At 60.1% G+C, this 16313-nt stretch carries 17 protein-coding genes; 8 read left to right on the top strand and 9 right to left on the bottom strand.

Annotation, left to right across the window (positions count from 1 at the left end; translation table 11 throughout):
* The first annotated feature begins 23 nt into the window (after positions 1 to 23).
* Both tpx and HMPREF3044_RS03240 read left to right on the top strand, forming a co-directional pair.
* On the top strand, positions 24 to 521 hold the full coding sequence (gene tpx / locus HMPREF3044_RS03245; RefSeq protein WP_005390141.1) for a thiol peroxidase: 498 nt from the start codon (positions 24 to 26) through the stop codon (positions 519 to 521).
* An 85-nt stretch (positions 522 to 606) separates the two neighbouring features.
* Positions 607 to 1347 carry a TSUP family transporter gene (locus tag HMPREF3044_RS03240; RefSeq protein ID WP_005393898.1) on the top strand — a complete coding sequence of 247 codons (741 nt, stop codon included), beginning with the start codon at positions 607 to 609 and terminating at the stop codon, positions 1345 to 1347.
* A gap of 408 nt (positions 1348 to 1755) precedes the next feature.
* On the opposite strand, the gene HMPREF3044_RS13045 is transcribed toward HMPREF3044_RS03240, so the two are convergent.
* Genes HMPREF3044_RS13045 through HMPREF3044_RS12535 form a run of 3 tightly spaced genes read right to left on the bottom strand, consistent with a single transcriptional unit; the run spans position 1756 to position 2976 of the window.
* The gene (locus HMPREF3044_RS13045) at positions 1756 to 1926 is read right to left on the bottom strand and encodes a hypothetical protein (RefSeq protein WP_005390139.1); all 171 of its coding nucleotides are present in this window, start codon (positions 1924 to 1926) and stop codon (positions 1756 to 1758) included.
* A gap of 2 nt (positions 1927 to 1928) precedes the next feature.
* The gene (locus HMPREF3044_RS03235; RefSeq protein ID WP_005390138.1) at positions 1929 to 2624 is read right to left on the bottom strand and encodes a YceI family protein; all 696 of its coding nucleotides are present in this window, start codon (positions 2622 to 2624) and stop codon (positions 1929 to 1931) included.
* 13 nt (positions 2625 to 2637) lie between these two features.
* Positions 2638 to 2976, bottom strand: coding sequence for a hypothetical protein (locus tag HMPREF3044_RS12535; RefSeq protein ID WP_311197335.1), 339 nt, complete (start codon positions 2974 to 2976; stop codon positions 2638 to 2640).
* Positions 2977 to 3090: 114 nt separating this feature from the next.
* Here HMPREF3044_RS12535 and HMPREF3044_RS03230 point away from each other — a divergent pair, with 114 nt between their 5' ends.
* A complete protein-coding gene (locus tag HMPREF3044_RS03230) occupies positions 3091 to 3477 on the top strand; it encodes an RNA polymerase-binding protein RbpA (protein WP_005390133.1) in 387 nt (128 codons plus the stop codon).
* 202 nt (positions 3478 to 3679) lie between these two features.
* Here the strand turns inward: HMPREF3044_RS03230 and HMPREF3044_RS03225 are convergent, their stop codons facing one another.
* The 4 genes from HMPREF3044_RS03225 to HMPREF3044_RS03210 form a co-directional block, all read right to left on the bottom strand.
* Complete coding sequence (locus tag HMPREF3044_RS03225; protein ID WP_141759630.1) at positions 3680 to 3976, bottom strand: class III extradiol ring-cleavage dioxygenase family protein; 297 nt, start codon at positions 3974 to 3976, stop codon at positions 3680 to 3682.
* 321 nt (positions 3977 to 4297) lie between these two features.
* A complete protein-coding gene (locus HMPREF3044_RS03220; RefSeq protein ID WP_005390124.1) occupies positions 4298 to 5095 on the bottom strand; it encodes a polyprenol monophosphomannose synthase in 798 nt (265 codons plus the stop codon).
* 19 nt (positions 5096 to 5114) lie between these two features.
* Positions 5115 to 6659: an apolipoprotein N-acyltransferase gene (gene lnt / locus HMPREF3044_RS03215; RefSeq protein WP_070739288.1), complete on the bottom strand. Its 1545-nt coding sequence runs from the start codon at positions 6657 to 6659 to the stop codon at positions 5115 to 5117.
* Between the two features lie 8 nt (positions 6660 to 6667).
* Entirely contained in the window at positions 6668 to 7192 is a 525-nt protein-coding gene (locus HMPREF3044_RS03210; RefSeq protein WP_005390122.1) for an FxsA family protein, read from the bottom strand.
* 43 nt (positions 7193 to 7235) lie between these two features.
* On the opposite strand from HMPREF3044_RS03210, the gene HMPREF3044_RS03205 reads away from it, so the two are divergent.
* On the top strand, positions 7236 to 7484 hold the full coding sequence (locus tag HMPREF3044_RS03205; RefSeq protein ID WP_070739285.1) for a DUF3253 domain-containing protein: 249 nt from the start codon (positions 7236 to 7238) through the stop codon (positions 7482 to 7484).
* Here the strand turns inward: HMPREF3044_RS03205 and cobN are convergent.
* Both cobN and HMPREF3044_RS03195 read right to left on the bottom strand, forming a co-directional pair.
* Positions 7481 to 11077, bottom strand: coding sequence for a cobaltochelatase subunit CobN (cobN, locus tag HMPREF3044_RS03200; RefSeq protein WP_005393912.1), 3597 nt, complete (start codon positions 11075 to 11077; stop codon positions 7481 to 7483). The genes HMPREF3044_RS03205 and cobN overlap by 4 nt on opposite strands.
* Positions 11078 to 11087: 10 nt before the next feature.
* Positions 11088 to 12245 (bottom strand): alpha/beta hydrolase, encoded by a 1158-nt coding sequence (locus tag HMPREF3044_RS03195; protein ID WP_005393913.1) that lies wholly within the window; start codon positions 12243 to 12245, stop codon positions 11088 to 11090.
* A 192-nt stretch (positions 12246 to 12437) separates the two neighbouring features.
* Here HMPREF3044_RS03195 and HMPREF3044_RS03190 point away from each other — a divergent pair, with 192 nt between their 5' ends.
* The 4 genes from HMPREF3044_RS03190 (at position 12438) to HMPREF3044_RS03175 (ending at position 16269) form a co-directional block, all read left to right on the top strand.
* Positions 12438 to 13604, top strand: coding sequence for a precorrin-3B synthase (locus tag HMPREF3044_RS03190; protein ID WP_005390117.1), 1167 nt, complete (start codon positions 12438 to 12440; stop codon positions 13602 to 13604).
* A 99-nt stretch (positions 13605 to 13703) separates the two neighbouring features.
* Complete coding sequence (locus HMPREF3044_RS03185; protein WP_005393914.1) at positions 13704 to 14342, top strand: precorrin-8X methylmutase; 639 nt, start codon at positions 13704 to 13706, stop codon at positions 14340 to 14342.
* The gene (cobJ, locus tag HMPREF3044_RS03180) at positions 14343 to 15872 is read left to right on the top strand and encodes a precorrin-3B C(17)-methyltransferase (RefSeq protein ID WP_005393915.1); all 1530 of its coding nucleotides are present in this window, start codon (positions 14343 to 14345) and stop codon (positions 15870 to 15872) included.
* 40 nt (positions 15873 to 15912) lie between these two features.
* On the top strand, positions 15913 to 16269 hold the full coding sequence (locus HMPREF3044_RS03175) for a hypothetical protein (RefSeq protein ID WP_005390114.1): 357 nt from the start codon (positions 15913 to 15915) through the stop codon (positions 16267 to 16269).
* Positions 16270 to 16313 lie beyond the last annotated feature (44 nt).

Below are 16313 nucleotides of genomic sequence, written 5' to 3'. Positions count from 1 at the left end.
CAGTTTCCTCTACATTGGGGTGCATGGCTGAAGTAACTTTTCAAGGAAATGCAGTAACGACCTCCGGCAGTCTCCCCGCCGTCGGGGACAAGGCTCCGGACTTTACTGTTGTGGCTGGCGATCTATCGGACCGCACTCTTTCCGATTTCTCCGGGAAGAACCTGGTCATCAACATCTTCCCGTCCGTAGACACCGGCGTTTGCGCACAGTCGGTGCGTACCTTCAACGAGAAGGCATCCTCACTGGATAACACCGTTGTTCTGTGTGTATCCCGCGATCTTCCCTTCGCCCTCGACCGTTTTTGCGCCGCGGAGGGGCTGGAGAATGTGGAGACGGCATCCGATTTCCGCCACGGTTTCGGTGAGGCGTTCGGTATCGAGCAGGTAAGCGGACCTCTGACAGGTCTTTTGGCTCGCGCTGTCGTCGTCATCGACCCCCAGGGGGAGGTTACGTACACCCAGCTCGTTCCGGAGATCGGCGAGGAGCCGGATTACGATAAGGCCCTAGCAGCGCTGTCCTAAGAGCCCGGGAAGTAAAATTGTCGGTCGTGGGAATCCTCCCACGACCGTTTTCTTTTTAGAAAGAGCTACACTTGTGCTTGCTGTTATGCTCGTCGGATCGCTCGTTGCAGGGCTTATCGACGCCCTCATCGGCGGTGGGGGACTTATCCTTCTGCCTCTCATTCTCATCTGCAACCCGCAGTTTTCAAATGCGCAGGCACTGGGCGTAAATAAGGTAGCTGCGATTGTCGGGACGGGAAGCGCGGCGTTCACTCTGGGGGCAAAGGTAGATTCGGCGAGGCGATCGCTACGCTATGCACCGTTGGCTTTGGTCGGTGCGGGTCTTGGAGCGTTGGTGGCGAGTAACGTCGACAAGGCGATTATGCGGCCAATCATTGCAGTTGCGCTCGTCCTGGTAGGGGCGTTTGTGCTGTTCAAACCGTCTTTTGGGCAATCGTCTACGCGGTATCCGCACACCACCGTCAGGGTTGTGGCCATATGTGCGGCGGTGTTGGCTATTGGCATCTACGATGGCACGTTCGGTCCGGGAACTGGAGTGTTTTTCATCATGGCCTTTACGAGCATCCGCGGCGGGGATTTTCTCGAGAACGCCGCTTGGGCGAAGATTGCGAACACATTTACCAACCTTGGGGCGCTCATCGTGTTTTCGTTCCACGGGGAGATTCTGTGGGGACTTGGCCTTGCGCTTGCAGTTGCGAACGTCATTGGGGCACAGATTGGCGCCCGACTCGTGATGGCGAAGGGGGCGGGGATGCTTCGCATTCTGATCTTGGTCCTCGTCGTGGTGATGTCTGCGAAGCTGGGATACGACCAGTTCCTCGCCTAGGCGGGGAAGTCCTAAATGACATAATGTACATTATCGGACAGTTACCCGTACATTGGCGTTTTGTGGGGCTTCATGTCCGGTTGACCGCTCCCTCCAAGGAGTCATGCTATGGTTCATGCCCGGTGATGAGGCCTCGTACTGCTTTCGATGTCCTATCCGTGCTCGACGATCTCAGGACCCGTCAACACCCGGCGAATTGTCCGCCAATTGTTCTCCGCAGGATGTTTCGCTCTTACGTCTGCATGGTTGGGAAATCTCTACGGGTTCCTTTGAGGCGTATCGTACTTAACCCCTACAACTGATCGGCGCCAGGGAAAGAAAAAGCGCAGCCCCCTTTTGGGCTACGCTATTCAACACTCAGGTCCTCCAGGGGTGTTTTTACGCTGGGCTCTGCACGTCACTAATTCGTCACTGTGACAAATTGCGGTACGTGTATGTCAGCTGAAAGACGGTCCACGCAGTTAACGCCACGGCGATGAGTGTGACTACCCACATGGATTTCACTGCAACGAAAATTGTGAAGCCGATAAGGACGACAAGTCGCAACCAAATGAATGGAAGCATACGTTCGGCGAGCATGTCTATTCCTTTTCAAACGTGAGGCGAATGTTCGCCTCGCCTTCCTCGTTGATCAAGGCCGCAACAAACTCCGGAGGCTTGACATCGTAATCGAGGCGGTTGATCGGAAGCGTCGAGGCGATGGTCACGTGCTTGCCACTGCGAACGACATCGAAAACGGGCTCCACGTGGTTGGTTACGCCGTGGACGGTGAGCTCACCTGGAATTGTGACCTGGCCCACGCTACCGTCGCTGGGGATTCCGCTTAGATCCACGGACTCGTTGGTGGTGAAGCTCGCCGTTGGGAATTGGTCTGTGTGGAACAGCTTGCGGCGGATGCTGACATCGCGATCCTGGACATCTGTGCGCAGTTTCACAAGGTCAGCGGTAACGTCGCCGGAGACGAGCGTGTCGTCTTCCACCTTGACGGTCCCTTCAACGTAACGCGTCGAGCCGGACGTGTACTTCTTCTCGTTGGGGAGCATCTCGTAAAAGGTGAAGCCCACCGAAGAATGGTTACTTTCCGGGCCGGGAACGACCTTCCATGTGCCGTTGAGGTCGGTGGATGCGCTGGTTACGCCGGTGTTGTCGATGCCCTCCGTCTTCACACCATGGGAGGTGAAAGCCTTGTACACCATCGGTGCTACTCCGGCGAGGGCAACAACGATGATAGCGACAATGGCAATGGGGACGATGAGAGGTAATTTCCTGCGACGCATAATGTCGATTAGTTTACCGTAGTTTTTCAGTAACTCGAGTTAGGGTAACCAGATCGTCGATAAGCCCCTCGAGCTCGGTTTGCGTGGCCCCGTCTCGGACAGCCTCACGGATGTCTTCGGCTGCGCAGCGAACCTCAAAGAGCTTGTCCTTTAGCTCATCTGCCTGATCTGGAGTGAGCATGACAGCATTGTTGGGAATATTTGTGTTGGATAGATTGTTTCTTTGTTCGTACGCGCGCTGTCGACAAGCCTGGCTGCAGTATTTGCGGCGACGCCCGCAGGAACCTGCCTCGATCGGCTTGCCACACCACGCGCACGACGGCTGCTTTCTGGCTGTTTTGGACTGTTCCACGTCTAACACCATAGGCCATGGTTGCGGTCGTAGGTTATAATAGTTTGTTACGTCACTGCTTCATCGAGCGTGGAGCAGAGAAATTGGACACTCACGAAGGGAAGTTGCAGCTACATGGCAGATCGGGTACTGCGCGGCAGCCGCATGGGCGCCGTCAGCTACGAAACTGACCGCGATCACGATCTCGCGCCTCGTCAAATGGTGAAATACCGCACGGAAGATAATGAGATCTTCGATGTACCCTTCGCCGACGATGCGGAGATTCCGCAGGAATGGCTGTGCAAGAACGGGAAGATCGGCACCCTCGTTGAGGGTGAGGGCATGGAATCCAAACCGACGAAGCCACCACGGACGCACTGGGACATGCTCTGTGAGCGCCGTTCCATGGAAGAGCTCCAGGTACTTCTTGACGAGCGTGTCGACGCACTCCGCAAGCGTCGTCGCCACGCTGCCAAGCTGCTTAAGCAGCAGAAGGAAGAGGAAGCAAAGAAGAACGCATAGGTTGCTCTGGCATCCTGTTCGTAGAGGTATCCCGTCATCAACAGGGATCCCATCGTGCGGGCGCGGTTGAAGGTGGACACGGATTTCCCCTCAGTCGCGCCCGCAAAGTATGCCAGGGAGAGAAAATGATCCGGCGTGGGAACGGCGCGGGCGAAATCGGGGTCCCCGTACAGTTCAGTGAAGCTCGTCGGCTCAGCAGTGATCAGCTCTGCCGCTTTTCGTCGAAGCGGTCTGCCCTATCGAAACCTGCTTCGGTGTGCCAGTCAACGGCGGATAGGTTGTGGACGATGTTACCGGAGCCGATGGGCAGTGCGCCGGGGATGGTGGAGAGCTTCTTTCCGAGCTCAATGTGATAGTCAACGGGTTCGTCGGCGTTGACTGAAACCTGGATGACGGGAATATCTGCGTGGGGGAACATATGGCGCAGGACGCTCCACGTGCTATGGTCGATCCCCCACCGCGTATCCTTTTCCACGCAGATGGGTTTTGCGGCCTCCACAACTTCCTCCCGCGACCTCCGGAGAACCGGGGACGGGATATTCAACCTCGCTGAGCGCGGGCGGGAAGCCCCAGAAATCGTGAATGGTTCGGGGGTCTTCCATCGCCGTCACGTTGGTGCCGTGTGTGTGTACCAGTGGGCGGACACGGCGATGATTGCTTCTGGGTTTCCTACCTTTTCGCCCAGCTTTTTCCACGTCTGGGTGAAGGCGTTTTTGCTAAATCGCGTTCATAGGCGAACCGTGGCCAACGAAAAGTGAGGGCACCAATTTAGGTGACATGTCACCAATGGTACACTATCTTTGCGCCAGAGCGCGGGCAGCTACTCCTTGATGCGTGAGCTCACCGAGCTCAACGCATCTGCGGCCTTGGCGGCCAGCTGTGATGCCGCGTTGAGAGCCTGCTTGCCGCGGTGCTTGAGACCCCAGGCGGTAACGACCTTGAGGGAATCGCCAACAAACGAACCGTCAAGCTTGGACTCCCCCAGCTCCCGCTCGGTGAATGTGATGGGGACCTCCCGTACGTCGAAGCCCATCCGCAAACAACGGCGGGCGATGTCCGTTTGGAAGATGTATCCAGCGCTGGAAAGCTCGTCAAAGTTCAGCGCCTCTAAAACTTCGCGCTTGAAGGCGCGGAAGCCGGCCGTCATATCGGTCAGGCCACCACCAAGCATGAGCCCGATGTACAAGTTTCCGCCCTTGGAGAGGATATACCGCTTCTTCGGCCAGTTGACCACCTTGCCACCCGGCACGTACCGGGAGCCGATTACCAGGTCGGCACCGTTTTCAATCTCATGGAGGAGCTTCGGTAGATCCTCTGGAGCATGGGAGCCATCGGCATCCATCTGGCAGATGACCGTGTATCCGCGATCGAGCCCCCAAGTGAAGCCCTCGACGTAGGCGGCCAGAAGGCCTTCCTTCGCTGTGCGGTGAACAGCGTGAATACGTGGGTTCGCGGCGGCGAGTTCGTCTGCGACGTCGCCGGTCCCATCAGGGCTGTTGTCGTCGACGACGAGGAGATCTGCCTCGGGGACAGCCTTCATCAGACGGTCGGAAATAAGAGGCAGGTTCTCGCGCTCATTGAACGTGGGGATGATAACCAAAGTGGTGTTGTCAGCCATAACCACTAGGGTACTCCTGTTACAGTTGGGCAGAATGAGCAGGCACAGTGGTCAGTGAGAAGGCGTAGGTCACTGGTCGGCGGCAGAAGATCGCGCACCCGATGAGCGCCAGCAATCCGAGCGAAGTGAGGATCCACTCGAGGGCGCGTCCCCACTGCGCGGCGGGTGTGAGTCCCTCCTTCAACGGCAGCGTTGCCACAAGCTGATCCTGGGTAAAGATATCTGTCTGGCTGATCACCGTGCCATCGGGGGCGAGAATGGCGGAGACACCACTGGTGGCGGCAACAACCACTGCCCTGTCCAATTCCATTGCGCGGAATCTGCTCATCGCCAGCTGTTGGTACGTCATGTCGGTAAAACCAAAGGTGGCGTTATTAGTAGGGGTAGCAAGAATCTGAGCGCCGGCGCGGACCGCATCGCGGTAGGCGGCATCGAATGCGACCTCGTAGCAGGTTGCTACACCGACGGCGACGGGATGCTCAAGCTGTGCCGCGACCATGTGTACAAGCCCGTTTCCCGTACCCGGCTTGAAGTTACCGGCCTGGTCCACATAGGAGGAAAACAGCCGGAAAAAGGACCGGAAAGGCATCCATTCACCGAACGGCTGGAGGTACTTCTTGTGGTGGTACTCCCCTGTACCAAGCTTCGGGTCGAAGACAACCATCGTGTTGCGGGGCCCAATCTCATCACGGGTGATGGTGCCAACGAGGATCGGTGCGCCGACAGCATCAACAGCTTCTTCGATGAGCTCCCGAGCCTGTGTGTCCGCAAACGGGTTGACATCTGAGGAATTCTCGGGCCAGATGACCATATCCACCGGCTGACTGAGCTTTTTCGTGGACTCGACATGGTTGGCAAGGACTGCCCGCTGCTGTGCATTGAAGTCGAGACCCATCCGGGGGACGTTGCCTTGGATCGCGGCAACGGTGACGGCCCCTGTGCGCGTGTTCCCCGGGTTTGTTAGGGGAAAGGCGCCAAGTGAGACTGTGGCGACGGTGACGAGGGCGATGACTCCCGCCAGGTAGCGACGTGAAAAGAGGAGGACGAGGCCGAGGGCTGCGGTGACTGCCGCTGCCGTGACCAAAGCCGGTCCGCCGAGGGGCGCGAGGAGGGATAACGGCCCGTCGACCTGTCCCCACGCGAGGCGCACCCAGGCGAAACCGCCGAAGGGCCAGGAGCTGCGGAAGAATTCGACGGCGACGTAGAAGAGTGGGAAGAACAGGCTGCCGATGCGCGAGCGCAGGAGGATAACGCCACCTGCGCCGATGAGAGCACCATAGAGGGCTTCAAAAAAGGACAGTGCCACGAACGGAAAAGCGCCGACGAATTCCCCCACCCACGGCAGGAGAAACAGATAGCAGGTGAAAAAGTGGGCGAAGCCGAGGAGCACTCCCCACCTCTTCCCTACCTGTTCCCGGCCCCAGGGACTCAGGACGGCGATGAATAGCGCCACGCCGACAAGGGCGAGCTCCCATTGGCCGTGGGGCTCGTAGCCGAGGTAGGCGAGCCAGCCGCCGAACGCCGCGAGGACTAGCCGAAGTACTGTGTAAAGTGCAGTTTTCATGGTAGAGGCTAGCGCCAGCCGTTCTCCTCTTCCCATTTCTTGATGTCCTCGGAATCGATAACGCTATCGTCATTAACGACGTTTTGGTCGCTGCCAAAGCTTCCGAAGCGGGTGTCTTTTTGTCGTTGACCAGCAGCCCCGAACGGCGAGAAACCGGGCTGAGTGAACACCTGGTAGGCCATGTTGTCCATGCGTTCTTGCAGTTTCCGGGCGATCATCCGGCGGGCGACAGAGCGCGTTGGCCCGAAAATAAGTAGCAGGCCGGCAACCGTCGAGAGGTAGCCAGGCAGGGCGAGCAGTGTGGAGCCGACCATGATCAGCCCGTTGTCGCCGAGGACAGCACCGGCATTTTCCTGGCCTGCAAGCGCGCGAGAGGTGATCGAGCGCATTTCCACCATCGATAGGATAATTCCCAGGATAAAGAGGATGCCGAGGCCGACGAGAGCCCACCCGGCTCCCACCAGGGACGCGATGCCCCAGAAGGTCAGGCCTTCGAGGAGGACGTAGACAAGAAATAAAATAGCGAGATTCATTGCTGTCCATCATAGCGATGGACGATGTGGTTATCCTTACACCATGGCTGTTTCTGACGCGGATATCCGGGAAACCATCGCAGAATTGTTCGCTCGCAGGGATCCGGACAAGACGATCTGTCCGTCGGAGGTCGCCCGAGCGCTAGGCGGCGATCAGTGGCGGGACCTCATGGAACCGGTGCGCACCGTAGCGGGTGAGCTGGCCGCTCGTGGCGACGTGGTGGTAACCCAGAAGGACCAGCCTGTTGATATCGCTACGGCGCGCGGACCTGTCAGAATCGGGCGGGGTTAGTCCTCTTCGTCCTCGCCCTCGGCTTCCGCTTCCATGTCGAGGAAGGTCTGTTTCAGGGTATCGATGTCCTCGGGGCGTGGGTTTTCCCAGAGGCCACGGTCAGCGGCCTCAAGAAGCCGCTCGGAAATGTCGCGGAGAGCCCACGGGTTGGATTCCTGGAAGAAGTCCCGGTTCTCGCGGACGTAGCTGTCTGTGAGCTTTTCGTACATCCAGTCGTCCATGAGGCCTGTCGTGGCATCGTAGCCGAACAGGTAGTCCACGGTGGCACTCATCTCGAAAGCGCCCTTGTACCCGTGCTTTTTCATCGCGTCGATCCACCGCGGGTTGACCACGCGGGCGCGGAACACGCGACGGGATTCCTCATGGAGCGTGCGGGTCTTCACGCGCTCGGTGCGTGTGGAGTCGCCGATGAATGCGTCGGGGTCTGCACCGGTGAGGTGGCGCACGGTGGCGACCATCCCACCGTGGAATTGGAAGTAGTCGTCTGAATCGGCAATATCGTGTTCGGCTGTGTCGATGTTCTTGGCGGCGACGGAGATGCGTTTGTAGGCGGCCTCCATATCGGCGACGGCCTTTTCGCCGTTGATGCCGCGTCCGTATGCGTAGCCACCCCACTCGGTGTAGACGGCTGCGAGGTCTTCGTCGCCGTGCCACTGGCCGGAGTCCATGAGCTGGAGCAGGCCGGCACCGTAGGTGCCTGGTTTGGAGCCGAAGATGCGCTTGACGTGGCCGGTCGATCCGGCAGCGTTGGCGCGGATGTAGTTGGATTCGGCGGGTTCGTCGAGGCCTGCGACGAGCTGCACCGCATCGTCGATTAGCGAAAGAACGTGGGGGAACGCATCGCGGAAGAATCCGGAAATGCGGACGGTGACATCGATGCGCGGCCTGCCGAGCTCCTCCAGCGGAATGACCTCGAGGCTCGTGACGCGGCGGGAGCCCTCGTCCCACACGGGAAGAACACCGAGAAGCGCGAAGACCTCGGCGATATCGTCGCCGGAGGTACGCATCGCGGAGGTGCCCCACACAGACAAGCCGACGGATTGCGGGTACGCGCCGTCGTGGTCGGATTGGTAACGCTCGATGAGCGAGTCTGCGAGCAGCTGCCCTGTCTCCCAGGCAAGCCGTGACGGGATCGCCTTCGGATCGACGGAGTAGAAGTTGCGCCCCGTGGGGAGGACATTGACAAGCCCGCGCATGGGAGATCCGGAGGGGCCTGCGGGGATGAACTCGCTGTCCAGGGCGCGGATAATCTGGTCGACCTCCCCCGCCGTCTCGTTCAGCCGGGGAACCATCTCCTCGCAGGTGAAGCGGAGCAGTGCACATACCGCATCCTTGTCGCTTCCTGTCGGAAGCTCGACACCGTCCACGACATCGGCTACGGCCGTGGCATCGAAGTCGCGCTCATCGAGGTCTGTAAGAAGCTTTTCGACGATCAGTTGCGTCCGGTCAGTCTCCGTCCGCTCCTCACCGTCATCCTCAATATCAAGTCCTAGTGCTTGACGGATGCCAGGCAACGTCTGCGTTCCTCCCCACAGCTGACGGGAGCGCAGCATGGCGGCGAGGAGCTCAATGCGGGTGTGACCTGTGGGGGCTTCGCCGAGGATGTGGAGCCCACCGCGGATGGCGACGTCCTTGATCTCGCACAGCCAGCCGTCGACGTGCATGAGCATGTCATCGAAAACGTCCTCGTCGGGGCGCTTGTCCCAGCCCAGATCCTTGTCCATCTTCGCTGCGGTGAGCAGCGTCCAAATTTCCTGGCGGATAGCCGGCAGTTTGGATGGGTCAAGAGCAGTGAGGTTCTGGTGTTCGTCGAGGAGCTGCTCCAAGCGGGTGATGTCGCCGTACGTCTCCGCGCGGGCCATGGGAGGAATCATGTGGTCGATGAGCGTGGCATGGGCGCGACGCTTAGCCTGCGTCCCCTCGCCGGGATCGTTGACAAGGAACGGGTAGATCATCGGCAGATCCGCAATCGCCTGGTCAGGGAAGCATTCCGCAGACATGCCGATCGTCTTCCCCGGAAGCCACTCGAGGTTACCGTGCTTGCCCATGTGAACGATGGCATCGGCACCGAACTCCTCCCGCAGCCACAGGTACGTGGCCAAGTAGTGGTGCGTCGCGGGCAGATCAGGGTCATGGTAAATACCGACGGGGTTATCCCCGAAGCCACGAGGCGGCTGCACCATGACCACAACATTGCCAAAGCGGAGGCCGGCGACGTAGATGTCCTTCGTCTCCGGGTGGACGTAGAGCTCACCGGGCGCCTCGCTCCAGGCCTCCACCATCTTGTCCTGCATGGACTGTGGCAAGGTAGCGAAGTATCGCCGATATGTGTCGGCGGACACCCGCAGCTCGTTCTTCTCCATGACCTCCGGGGTCAACCATTCTGGATCGTGCCCGCCGGCAGCAATGATAGCGTGCATCAGCGCATCGCCGTCGAGATCCGCATAACCGGGGATCTTCGCGGTATCACCGAGGTCATAGCCCGCCTCCTCCATGGCGTGCAAGACTCGCAGGGTCGATGCCGGCGTGTCGAGGCCAACCGCGTTGCCGATGCGAGCGTGCTTCGTGGGGTACGCCGATAGCATAACGGCGATTTTCTTGTCCTTGTTTTCCTTCAACCGCAGCATGGCGGTATTGACGGCAATGCGAGCTAGACGCGTACAACGCTCGGGGTCTGCGTGGTAGGAAATTAGTCCGTCGGCTCCGTACTCCTTGAAGCTGAAGGGAACCGCGATGATGCGCCCATCGAATTCGGGTACGGCGACCTGGCTTGCCACATCGACAGGAGACAACCCCTCGTCGGAGTCCTGCCACTGGTCGCGCGGTGTGGTCAGCGCCAGTCCCTGGATAATGGGGATATTCATCTGCGCGAGCTGCTCGACGTTCCACGCCTCGTCGTCACCTCCGGCACCAACACCTGCCGGCTTGGCCCCACCAGCCGCCAGCACTGTCGTGACGATGGTGTCGCATGTTGCCAGCACCTCAAGCAAAGCCGGATCGGGTTGGCGGAGGGATGCCGAGTACACGGGCACCGGCACTCCCCCATTTTCCGTGATGGTCTCAGCGAGCGCGTGCACGTAGGCCGTGTTGCCGGCGAGCTCCTGTGCGCGGTAGTAGACGATACCAATCCGGGGGCGGCCGACTGCGGGTTTCTCATAGCCAGCGAGGTAGCCCCACATGGGCAGGTGAACAGGGGCTTCGAAGCCGTAGCCGGTAAGGAGGATAGTGTCTGACAGGAAGTAGTACAGGTTGGCGAGGTTCTGGGGCGCGCCTTCGGCGAGGTAGGTGTGAGCCTGCGTCACCACGTTGGAGTTGACGGTGGAAATGTCGGTCAGTTCGGCGTCGACGGCAAGCTCGCCGGACACACACACCACAGGCTTTCCAGTGGAGAGAACCGTTTTCAGGCCAGTCTCCCACGCGCGCTTGCCTCCCAACAGTCGGACGATGATGATCTCCGCCCGCTCGCACAGATCGGTGAGTCGCTGCGGGCTAAGACGAGTCGGGTTGGCTACGTCGAAGTCAACATCGGGTTCCTCGTTTGCGACAGTGGCGGAGAGGAGATCCGTGTCGGAGGTGGAAAGCAAGCAAATCATGATATTGAGTTTACTTAGGTTTGCCTACTGTAGAAAGCAACCAGTCGGCATGCCGAACGAGCGTGGTGAAGTACGGCAGATTGTGGTTGATGGAGGTCCGCCCCGGAACGTCGATGAGCTGGGATTCCCAGTAGGTGACCGAGTCGGATTGGGCCTTCCACGTCGCTGCCAAATGCCGTACTGGTTGTACGGGAATGACATCGTCGTGCGCGGAACCCCACAAAAGGACGGGTGCCGATGGAGCCATCCCGGTGCGCCCGAGCGTCTGCCTATCCAGGCTGGCCCGGACAGCTGGGGCATCGCCGTCCGCGACGAGGTCCATGAGTCTCTTGCCTGATACCGTCCAGGAGGCAGTGGAGTGATAGCGCGACATGGCAAGCATGCCACCGGCACACGTTGCTAGGTTGATTCCGATTTCGTGCAGACCAACCTCATTAAACATGGAGGCTAGCTCAACGAATTCCGCGTCACCCTGTGCGGCGAGGCCGGCGATGGCGTAAGACAAGACTCCCACGAGCATTCCCCCGTCGATGTAGGCCACCACCTCGTGCAAATTGGCGGGAGGAGCGCCGGCGACGGCACCGGCCACCGTCACATCTGGTGCATACGTTGGCCGTTCCAGGGCGGAGCACACCGCCCCGCCGCCTTGTGAGAATCCCCAGAGGCCGACGGGTGAGCCCGGAGCCACACCGAGGTAACGGGCGGCCCTGACGGCATCGATGAGCGACTGCCCAGATGCGATGTGATCGCAGTAATACTGCATGCCTGTGTCGGGATTGCGTGGGTAGTCCGTGAAGACAACGTTCGCCCCGCAGGCAGTGAAGTAGTTGAACGCGGGCTGCTCGTAGGCGGCGACGAAGTCAAATGGGCGCCCTGGGAGAAACGTAAACCCGAGGGAGAGTGACTGGGACGGATCACAGTGGCGGGCAACCCCCTGGGTTGCCGGCGCGATGGCGATCGTCGGTCGAACACCAGGGCCATCCCAGGGCATCGTCGGGCAGATGAGCCCACCCGTTGCGGTTTGCCTATTGCCATGAGAGTCTGTGGTGACAAATTCCATCCGCTCGACCCGCGCCGGGACGCGAAAAGGATTGCCCTCCGGCGATCCCAATCCGGCGAATCCGGTTTCGGTGTGACGAACAACCTGACCTGGTGTGAATCCTGACACAGATTCCGCTTCAACAAAGGTTGGCCTAAGTTCAAAGGGGCCTGACCTGGAAACTTCCGGTCTTTGCAGGTGCTCGCCGTGCAGTCGTCGCCAAGCGCGACTCAGTATCAGACGTCCGATGTCTAAAGACCCTCCGGCGAGGACTTTGGCGGCTGTGTCCAAGGAGTGGTTCATGTCTCCACCTTATCTAGAATGAGTCTTATGAAACCTGTTTCGACCCTTGAAAATTCGTTTTCCCTCGGCGACCGCGACCGTTCAGACGGTTGCCCGGGCGCACAAAAGATGCACCATGCCAATGATGGTGCCATCGGCCGAGTGCGCGTTGCAGGCGGACACCTTACGCCTGCCGGGTGGAAAGCTCTCGCCGCCATGGCGCGCGACCTCGGCGACGGCGACATCCACATGACCACCCGCGGCAACCTCCAGATCCGCGGCATCAGCGACGAGGATACCTTCACCCAGGAGGTCATCTCCTCCGGTTTCCTCCCCTCCCGCGCCCACGACAAGGTTCGAAACATCATCGCCTCCCCTATGGATGGGGAAATCGCCGATCTCGTCCGCGAGCTCGACCGCGCCCTCCTCGCCTCGGAGAAGGTCACGGGCCTGTCCGGGCGCACCCTCTTCGGGCTTGACGACGGCTCCGCCACCATCTTCGCCCACGAAGTCGATTTCGGTGCCATCCGCGTCAACGACGTGTTCTACCTCGTCCTCGGCGGCACCCTCACCGGTGTCCAGATGAACCACGACCAGGTTGCAGCCTCCATCGTGGCGATCGCTGAAAAGTGGCAGGAGATCCGCAGCGATGCCTGGCGTGTAAAGGAACGCCCCGAAAAGCGCAACGACCTCATCCGCGTGCTTGACGGTGAAGTCACGTTCACGGCACCGCCGAACATTCCCCCGAGCCACGACCGCCCGATCGGCTGGATCGATGGCGAAAACGGTGTCACCCTTGTGGGAGCCGTCCGCTTTGGTGTCGTACCCGCCGACCTTGCCGATCTGATCGCCGCCACAGGAAAGAAGTCGACGGTGACCCCGTGGCACCGAATTGTCATCCACGGCTTCACCGAGGCCGAGGCCGAGGAGGCCGTCAAGCGTCTGGCCCCCGTCGGCATGATTTTCGATGCCGACTCCCCCTGGCTTCGCGTCACCGCGTGCACCGGCCTACCCGAGTGCCAAAAGGGCAAGTCCAATACCCGCCGCGATGCCATTCAGCTGGTGGAATCCGGCTCAGCCCCGGAGGGCCTCGTCCACTTCGTGGGCTGCGAGCGCCGCTGTGGGCACCCGCTCGAGGACCACACCGAGTACCTCGCCACCGGTGACGGTGAATACGAGGTCAACAAAGTTAAGCTCAGCTGGTAACTGCCCGCATATAAGCCGTCGGTAATGGCCGGCGGCTTTTGCGCGCTTAAGATATAAACCGGCGACACAGCCAGGCAGAGACGTGAAGAAAGCAGACAGATGGCATTTTCCTACATCACCGACGGTAACGAGATCTACCGCCGATCCTTCAGCATGATTCGCTCAGAATCGAACCTTGAGCGTTTCACCCCCGAGCAGCAGACTATTGCCGTACGCATGATTCATGCCGCAGGACAGACAGATCTTGCCGATGACATCGAATTTTCCGCAGGCGTTGTCGGCGCTGCCCGCTCCGCGCTGGAAGCGGGCAAGCCAATTTTTACCGATGTCACCATGGTGGCCACGGGTGTCACCCGCAAACGCCTGCCAGCCGATAACCGTGTGGAGTGCCTCCTCAAGGATCCGCGCACAGTGGACCTTGCACACGAGCTTGGCACCACTCGTTCCGCCGCCGCAGTCGAGCTGTGGGATCTCGATGGCGCTGTTGTCGCCATCGGAAATGCCCCCACTGCGCTCTACCATTTGCTGAATAAGTTGGAGGACCCGCGTGTCCCCCGCCCCGCCGCAATCCTCGGCATCCCCGTCGGCTTCGTGGGTGCCGCCGAATCCAAGCGTGCGCTCGCCGATGTTGCCTCTGGCCTTGGTGTGGAATTCATCACCGTACATGGGCGTCGCGGCGGCTCAGCCATTACGTGCGCCGCGCTCAACGCGTTGGCCACTAGCAAGGAAATCATTTAAGTGAATAACACCTCTTCTCCTGTCCTCATTGGTGTGGGCGTCGGCCCCGGCGACCCGCAGCTGCTCACTCTCGCCGCAGTAGATGCCATTTCGTCTGCCGATGTCGTGTGCTACCACGCCAAGCCGGGCGGTTCGTCTAACGCGCGGGCCATCGCCGACCAATTTTTCACCGCGGGACAGATCCATGAGCTCCTTGAGTACCCAGTGACAACGGGCTCGCATCCCGACGGCTACACGGCGGCACTTGCCCAGTTCTATTCGGAGGCATCTGAGCGGTTGGCAGCTCACCTCGATGCGGGGCGCACCGTCGCCGTCCTCGCCGTCGGCGATCCCATGCTGTACTCCTCCTACCAGCATCTCAGTAGGCTCCTTGCTGATTACCCGCAGCGCATCATCCCCGGTATACCCTCCGTCACCGCTGCGGCCGACGTGCTGGGCACCCCGCTCGCAGAAGATGAGGATGTGTTGTCCATCATCCCGGCAACTCTCAGCGAGGATGCTCTGCACGCCAGCTTGGCTACGTGCGACACAGCTGTCTTTATGAAGCTCGGCCGCAACTTTGACAAGGTTAAGAAGGTGCTCACGGAACAGGGACTGGCAGAGCGGGCCTACGTTGCTGTCCGCGTCGGCATGGACGGGCAGAAGGTTCTTCCACTCACCGAGGCGAACGCCGAGGAGATCCCCTACTTCGCCGTCGCCGTCGTTCCCACCCAGCTTGTCGATGCCCCCGTCTCCCCCGCACCCGGCAGCGTCACCGTCGTCGGGCTCGGGCCTGGTGCTGCCCGCTGGACAACCCCAGAGGTTTCCCGCGCACTCCGTGAGGCGACAGACATCGTCGGCTACACCACCTACGTCAAGCGTGTGCCAGAGCGAAAGGGACAAGTCCGACACTTAAGCGACAACAGGGTTGAGGCGGAGCGCTCCGAGCACGCCCTCCAGCTCGCCCGTGAAGGCAAGCGCGTTGTTGTCGTCTCCTCCGGCGACCCCGGCGTGTTCGCCATGGCGACCGCCGTCCTTGAGGTCCAGCACACTCGCGGCTACGAGGATGTTTCGGTCCGCGTGCTGCCGGGGATGACGGCGGCCCAGGCCGTTGCTTCCCGGGTCGGTGCTCCTCTTGGCCATGATTTTGCCTTGATCAGCCTTTCCAACCGGCTTAAGCCGTGGGACCAGGTGGTGACAAGGGTTCGCGCCGTTGCCGGTGCGGACATGGCCATGGCCATCTACAATCCCGCCTCCAAGAAGCGCACATGGCAGGTGGAAGAATTCAAGAAGATCCTGCTTGAGTACCGCACGCCGGACACCCCCGTGATCGTCGCCCGCGCCGTCGGCGCGCCGGAGGAAAAGGTGACGGTGACCACCCTAGGGGAGCTAGATCCGCAGGTGGTGGACATGCGGACGATGCTCGTCATCGGAGCGTCGACAAGCGTGAGCTTTACGACGGTCGACGGTACGCGCGTATACACCTCGCGTTACTACGGCACGCCCGAGTGGGGTGAGAAGCCCGCAGATTTCGATGTAACAAAAAGGTAACGTATGCTATAGAATTACGTTGAAATAAGGAGGAAAAGCTATGGGAACCGCCACCAAGAAGATTATCGCCGGTATCGTCAGCGCCAGCATCATCGCCGGTGCGACACCGGCAACAGCGGCCAAGATCTATCCCAGCCTGCCGGAAAGTCAGCAGCAGTCATCCAGCGAGGTTGACAGCGATCTCGGCTACACTGCGGCATCCAAGAATGAGTCATCGGAACTCCGCAACGTTTCAAGTGAACTTGGCGACACGAAGACCGACAAGTGGTTCCGTGGCCTCCCCGAGTGGCTACAGCGTTTCCTCATGACGCTCGCCGTGTCAGCCACCGTGCAGGCCGTTCTCCTCGCTCTCCTCGGTCCGATCCGTGGCTGGGTGTACCGCACCTTCAACGTCTAAGTATTACTTTAACACCCCGCTCAGGCGGGGTGTTTTTGTATTTG

The organism is Corynebacterium sp. HMSC073D01 (assembly GCF_001815555.1).
Lineage (GTDB): Bacteria > Actinomycetota > Actinomycetes > Mycobacteriales > Mycobacteriaceae > Corynebacterium > Corynebacterium glucuronolyticum.
Note: the sequence above shows the minus strand (reverse complement) of the source record. Positions and strands in the feature narration are given on the sequence as shown.

Bases quoted from the DNA above. Each gene is read 5' to 3' on its own strand.
- HMPREF3044_RS03220 (WP_005390124.1), bottom strand. From the start codon at position 5,095: ATGGCTGACAACACCACTTTGGTTATCATCCCCACGTTCAATGAGCGC.
- HMPREF3044_RS03210 (WP_005390122.1), bottom strand. From the start codon at position 7,192: ATGAATCTCGCTATTTTATTTCTTGTCTACGTCCTCCTCGAAGGCCTG.
- HMPREF3044_RS03240 (WP_005393898.1), top strand. From the start codon at position 607: ATGCTCGTCGGATCGCTCGTTGCAGGGCTTATCGACGCCCTCATCGGC.
- HMPREF3044_RS03230 (WP_005390133.1), top strand. From the start codon at position 3,091: ATGGCAGATCGGGTACTGCGCGGCAGCCGCATGGGCGCCGTCAGCTAC.
- HMPREF3044_RS03235 (WP_005390138.1), bottom strand. From the start codon at position 2,624: ATGCGTCGCAGGAAATTACCTCTCATCGTCCCCATTGCCATTGTCGCT.
- cobN (WP_005393912.1), bottom strand. From the start codon at position 11,077: ATGATTTGCTTGCTTTCCACCTCCGACACGGATCTCCTCTCCGCCACT.
- tpx (WP_005390141.1), top strand. From the start codon at position 24: ATGGCTGAAGTAACTTTTCAAGGAAATGCAGTAACGACCTCCGGCAGT.
- HMPREF3044_RS03205 (WP_070739285.1), top strand. From the start codon at position 7,236: ATGGCTGTTTCTGACGCGGATATCCGGGAAACCATCGCAGAATTGTTC.
- HMPREF3044_RS03175 (WP_005390114.1), top strand. From the start codon at position 15,913: ATGGGAACCGCCACCAAGAAGATTATCGCCGGTATCGTCAGCGCCAGC.
- lnt (WP_070739288.1), bottom strand. From the start codon at position 6,659: ATGAAAACTGCACTTTACACAGTACTTCGGCTAGTCCTCGCGGCGTTC.
- HMPREF3044_RS13045 (WP_005390139.1), bottom strand. From the start codon at position 1,926: ATGCTCGCCGAACGTATGCTTCCATTCATTTGGTTGCGACTTGTCGTC.
- HMPREF3044_RS03190 (WP_005390117.1), top strand. From the start codon at position 12,438: ATGAGTCTTATGAAACCTGTTTCGACCCTTGAAAATTCGTTTTCCCTC.
- HMPREF3044_RS03185 (WP_005393914.1), top strand. From the start codon at position 13,704: ATGGCATTTTCCTACATCACCGACGGTAACGAGATCTACCGCCGATCC.